General features: G+C 46.5%; 6 protein-coding genes and 1 other annotated feature. Of the genes, 2 read left to right on the top strand and 4 right to left on the bottom strand.

Going from position 1 to position 5133, the window contains the following annotated elements; translation table 11 throughout:
* The 4 genes from trpD to IQR33_RS08615 form a co-directional block, all read right to left on the bottom strand.
* Positions 1–879, bottom strand: an 879-nt coding sequence (gene trpD, locus IQR33_RS08630) for an anthranilate phosphoribosyltransferase (RefSeq protein ID WP_193843631.1), incomplete at its 3' end; no start/stop codon positions are given.
* Positions 880–916: 37 nt separating this feature from the next.
* Entirely contained in the window at positions 917–1525 is a 609-nt protein-coding gene (locus IQR33_RS08625) for an aminodeoxychorismate/anthranilate synthase component II (protein ID WP_005434961.1), read from the bottom strand.
* A gap of 16 nt (positions 1526–1541) precedes the next feature.
* Positions 1542–3107, bottom strand: a complete 1566-nt coding sequence (locus tag IQR33_RS08620) for an anthranilate synthase component 1 (RefSeq protein WP_193838089.1) — start codon at positions 3105–3107, stop codon at positions 1542–1544.
* A gap of 126 nt (positions 3108–3233) precedes the next feature.
* Positions 3234–3337, bottom strand: a sequence feature (Trp leader region).
* Positions 3284–3409, bottom strand: coding sequence for a trp operon leader peptide (locus tag IQR33_RS08615; protein WP_005376787.1), 126 nt, complete (start codon positions 3407–3409; stop codon positions 3284–3286). (Overlaps the previous feature by 54 nt.)
* Before the next feature lie 95 nt (positions 3410–3504).
* Here IQR33_RS08615 and rnm point away from each other — a divergent pair, with 95 nt between their 5' ends.
* Together rnm and IQR33_RS08605 are read left to right on the top strand one after the other, a co-directional pair.
* On the top strand, positions 3505–4362 hold the full coding sequence (gene rnm, locus IQR33_RS08610; RefSeq protein ID WP_005386777.1) for an RNase RNM: 858 nt from the start codon (positions 3505–3507) through the stop codon (positions 4360–4362).
* A gap of 59 nt (positions 4363–4421) precedes the next feature.
* Positions 4422–5042 carry an L-threonylcarbamoyladenylate synthase gene (locus IQR33_RS08605; protein ID WP_005376791.1) on the top strand — a complete coding sequence of 207 codons (621 nt, stop codon included), beginning with the start codon at positions 4422–4424 and terminating at the stop codon, positions 5040–5042.
* The last annotated feature ends 91 nt before the right edge of the window (positions 5043–5133 follow it).

Raw genomic sequence — 5133 nt, 5'->3', positions numbered from 1 at the left:
CACTGCGCCCAATTGTGCGTCTGTCCCTTTACCCGTCAGAATATTGGTAATGATCGCTTTGTTTTCTTCAGGATCGCCACCTTTGATTGCTTCTAGTGGGTGCGCTTCTAGACCGAAGTCTGCAGGCGTTAATTTGTATTCTGTGATCTTACCGTCTTTGATTTCGGCAACGGTTGTTTCACCGTGAATTGCTACTTCGTCCAAACCACTGCCGTGTACTACAGCGGCGCGCTTCATACCCATTTGTAGCATGGTTTCTGCGATAGGACGAACCAGTTCTTCACTGTAAACGCCCATCAATTCGATGTTAGGACGAGCAGGGTTAATCAGTGGGCCAAGAATGTTAAAGATGGTGCGTGTTTTCATGGTTTGACGCACTGGCATCGCATGGCGCACACCACCGTGGTATTGAGGTGCAAATAGGAAAGCAACACCGATATCGTCTACCGCTTTGCGCGTATCTTCTGCGCTCATAGCTAGGTTGATACCAAATGAATCAAGAAGGTCAGAAGACCCCGATTTGCTTGAAACGCTGCGGTTACCGTGTTTCGCTACTTTTAGACCACATGCTGCAGCAACAAACGCCGCAGTGGTTGAAATGTTGATGGTGTTGTGACCGTCGCCGCCAGTACCTACGATATCCGCGAAATCATAATCTGGACGAGGGAATGGGTTTGCGTTTGCCAGCAGTGCTTTTGCCGCGCCTGCAATTTCGTCTGGCGTTTCGCCTTTGATTTTTAGTGCAGTCAGCGCTGACGCCATCAAAATTGGATCTAGTTCACCACGGATAATGATGTCGAATAGCTGTTGGCTCTCTTCCTGAGTAAGCGATTCTTGCTCGTACAGTTTGGTAATAATAGGGTTGATGATTGCTTCCATATTTCCTCTCATAAATTTCTTATGTGCCAAGTGCTTTTTAAGCAGTGAGTGGGTTCGCTGAAGTTTGTTCTTCAAGTGCCCATTCAATGGCATTGGCCAACAGTGTTGCTCCGTAGGTCGTCATAATAGATTCCGGGTGGAATTGGAACCCGCAAACTTTATCTTCTTCATGTACAACAGACATTACCAAGTCATCCACTTCTGCTGTGATGGTTAGGCTCTCAGGAACCTTGGTCGCAACCAGCGAATGGTAACGTGCAATTGCAAGTGGTGATGGTAGGTTTTGGTAAATCGCATGGTTTTGGTGCTCCATCATAGAGACCTTACCGTGAATGATTTCGCCCGCGCCAGCAACGGTGCCACCGTACGCTTCAACAATCGCTTGGTGACCAAGACAAATGCCGATCATCGGCACTTTGCCTTTCATGCGTTGGATAAGCTCAGGCATTGAGCCTGCTTCTGAAGGAGCACCAGGGCCTGGCGATAGCAGAACCACTGGGTTTTCAAGCTCGTTTACCGCTTGTTCGATGGTTTCTGCTGGGATGTTGTTTCGGTAAATCTTGACCGAGTGACCTAACGAGCGGAACTGATCCACAAGGTTGTAGGTGAACGAGTCAAAGTTATCGATAAAAATGATATTAGCCATCTCTGAACCCTATTCCTTATTGTGACTTATGCGCTGCTTGGATAGCAGAGATTACCGCTTGTGCTTTGCCGCGCGTTTCGTCTGCTTCCGCTTGCGGATCAGAGTCGAACACCACGCCAGCACCAGCTTGAACTTGAGCAATGCCGTTCTCAACGTACGCTGAGCGGATCACGATACAGGTGTCGAGTGTGCCTTCACCAGTGAGGTAGCCAACAGCGCCGCCGTAGCTACCGCGTCGTGCGCCTTCTACATCGCGAATCAACTGCATGGCACGAATCTTAGGTGCGCCGGTGAGCGTACCCATGTTCATACATGCTTGATATGCGTGCAGCGCGTCTAGGTCTTCACGCAGTTGACCAACCACACGAGACACCAAGTGCATTACGTGGCTGTAGCGGTCGACTTTTAGAAGGTCTGCTACGTGGCGAGTACTAGCTTGAGCAATACGAGCGACGTCGTTACGTGCCAAGTCAACCAACATCATGTGTTCTGCGTTTTCTTTCATGTCGGTGCGCAGTTCAAGTTCGATGCGGCTGTCTAGGTCGAAATCAATCTCGCCGTTAGGGCGCTTACCGCGGCGACGAGTGCCTGCGATTGGGTAGATTTCAATTTGGTTGGTATCGGTTTCATACTTAAGCGCGCTTTCTGGTGATGCGCCAAACAGAGTGAACAGCTCATCTTGCATGTAGAACATGTAAGGGCTTGGGTTACTTTGTTTCAGTTCTTTATAAGCAGCCAGTGGAGAAGGACAAGGTAGAGTGAATCTACGAGACGGTACAACTTGGAATACATCGCCTTTCACTACGAACTCTTTTAAGTCGCGAACGGTTTGGCAGAAGTCTGCATCAGACACGCTAGGTTCTACCGTTACATCTGTTATTTGCTCTGCACTCGGCAACAGTTTTGGCGCTGCACATTGGGCGCTAATTTCTGCAATACGAGTCTCTAACGCTGTTTTCTCTGAACCATCAACAAACAACGTCGCTTGAAGCTGGCAAGATTCCGTTTGATGGTCGACAACAAGTAGTGTTTCCGCGACGTAGAAAACGTAATCTGGACACTGATTTGTTGCTTCGGCATTACCAAGCGGCTCAAAGTTTGCGACTAAGTCGTAGGCAAACAGACCACCAAGGAAAATTGCGTGTTTGTCTTGCTGTGAAATATCAAAACTATGCTGAACCAAACGCAGCGCATCGAAAGAAGAGGCTTCACGTAGGCGAGAGTCTTCATCTAACGTGTCGCATGGCTGGTTAAACTGCAAAGTTAGCGTTTCGCCATCGAACTTGCTCTCAACGTCACCACGGATGTTCTGGTTTAGGTGAGACAGTAGGTTTTTACCGTTATTGGTCAAGGCGTGCATGCTAACGGTATGGCCGAAGCAAACAATGCGAACCGCTGAATCTACGATCAGCAGGGATTTTAAATTTTGCTTTGAATCGATCTCAGCAGATTCCAGCAATAGGCTGTCAGTTTTGTTCTCACATAGTGTGTGGAACAAGCGAGTCGGGTCTTGAGTATAAGGGACGGAAGCCGTTAGCACTTCAAGCTGTCCAAGTTTCTTAATTTCAATGGCCTTGTTCACAAGACCTCCTTGTAGCTGTTTAAATCTTCCTGCCGTACATAGTCGCATAAAGCAAACGTTCTCCCAATCTAGAGTTGGCTATATTCGATTAATGTTTAGGCAGTTGAATGTGAAATGAGCAACAAAACAAAAAAGCCCGCTTAAGTAGCGGGCTTTACAACGTTTGGTTCTATAAACTAGAAGTATACGTTTGCCCACCAAGAACTAGTCCAAGTGCGCCACCAAGCAAGATCTGATGAGTTTGCCTTATTAAGACAAACCGCAACTTTCGCTTTTTGGTTTTGGTTAAATTCTTGTAACATGGTGAACCTTAAATTACGTACTTTGTATTTGTGTACTAGTTAACTAGTGCGAGAGTAAAAAGTCAACCCCAAAACGGCATTAAAACGATAAAAATATGAGAATTGATTTACATAGTCACACCACTGCATCGGACGGTCGGTTAGAGCCTAAAGATTTAGTGGAAAGGGCGCTGAGTTTTGATATCGAGGTTTTGGCGATCACTGATCACGATACGGTTGACGGTTTGGCGTTAGCTAAGCAATACGTTCAAGATAATAATTTGCCGATAAAAATCATCAATGGCATTGAGATATCGACCGTCTGGCAAAACAAAGACATTCATATTGTCGGCCTGAATATCGATCCGGAAAATGAACAATTATCTGCCCTCATAGAACAGCAGAAGCAGCATCGCATAACACGATCTGAGTTAATTGCAGAGCGACTACAAAAAGCAACTCGAGTAGGTGTGCTTGAAGAGGTAAGGCAAATCGCCGGTGATGCTCCAGTGACAAGAGCGCATTTCGCGAAATGGTTGGTAGATAATGGTTACGCAAAAACCATGCAAATGGTGTTTAAAAAATACCTAACGCGTAATAACCCAGGTTATGTACCACCGAATTGGTGTTCGATGAAGGATGCGGTTGATGCTATCCATGCGGCTGGTGGAATGGCGGTATTAGCGCATCCTGGTAGATATAAGTTGACAGCGAAGTGGATTAAGCGTCTTCTAGCAGCGTTTGTCGAAGCGGGTGGTGATGCGATGGAAGTTGCACAGCCACAGCAAGCGCAACAAGAAAGGCGCAACTTGGCTGATTATGCTATACAATACAAACTATTAGCCTCTCAAGGCAGTGATTTTCACTACCCATCACCGTGGATGGAGCTAGGAAGGAACCTATGGTTGCCTGCTGGCGTCGAACCAGTTTGGAAAGATTGGGGAATAGATCCTTCGTTGAATAATACTCAGTAATACGAAGTCGAGAACCCATAAAAATATAGAGCCGAGAGGCTCGATAATGAGGAATTACAATGAGCCAGTTTTTTTACGTTCACCCAGAAAACCCACAGGCTCGCTTGATTAATCAAGCAGTAGCAATCATTCGTAACGGCGGCGTTGTGGTTTACCCTACTGATTCAGGGTACGCACTTGGCTGTCAGTTGGAGAACAAACAGGCACTGGAACGAATCTGTCAGATTCGTCGTCTGGATGATAAGCATAACTTTACTTTACTGTGTCGTGATTTGTCGGAGCTTTCTCTCTATGCGCGAGTGGATAACTCTGCATTCCGACTGCTGAAAAATAACACACCAGGTCCTTACACCTTCATCTTCAAAGGCACAAAAGAGGTGCCGCGTCGTTTGATGAATGCAAAACGTAAGACCATCGGTATCCGTGTTCCAGACAATCAAATTGCCTTGGACTTGTTGGAAGCATTAGGTGAGCCGATGATGTCTACGTCGTTGATTCTACCTGGCAGTGACGTAACAGAATCTGATCCAGAGGATATTCGCGATAAACTAGAACATGCGGTTGATGTGATTCTTAATGGCGGTTACCTAGGTGAACAACCTACGACTGTAATTGACTTTAGCGAAGGTGAACCTGTTGTGGTTCGTTTGGGATCTGGTGACCCTGCACCATTCGAATAGTAGACGCACACCACCGTCAAACAAAATAGGAGGCATCGCGCCTCCTATTTTAGTTGTCATATCGAATATCTCATTGAACTTAACTGATTGA

Source organism: Vibrio sp. OPT46, assembly GCF_015163535.1.
In the GTDB taxonomy this organism is placed as follows: Bacteria; Pseudomonadota; Gammaproteobacteria; order Enterobacterales; family Vibrionaceae; genus Vibrio; species Vibrio alginolyticus.
This window is presented reverse-complemented; position numbering and strand designations above follow the sequence as displayed.

Bases quoted from the DNA above. Each gene is read 5' to 3' on its own strand.
- IQR33_RS08605 (WP_005376791.1), top strand. From the start codon at position 4,422: ATGAGCCAGTTTTTTTACGTTCACCCAGAAAACCCACAGGCTCGCTTG.
- IQR33_RS08615 (WP_005376787.1), bottom strand. From the start codon at position 3,409: ATGTTACAAGAATTTAACCAAAACCAAAAAGCGAAAGTTGCGGTTTGT.
- IQR33_RS08625 (WP_005434961.1), bottom strand. From the start codon at position 1,525: ATGGCTAATATCATTTTTATCGATAACTTTGACTCGTTCACCTACAAC.
- rnm (WP_005386777.1), top strand. From the start codon at position 3,505: ATGAGAATTGATTTACATAGTCACACCACTGCATCGGACGGTCGGTTA.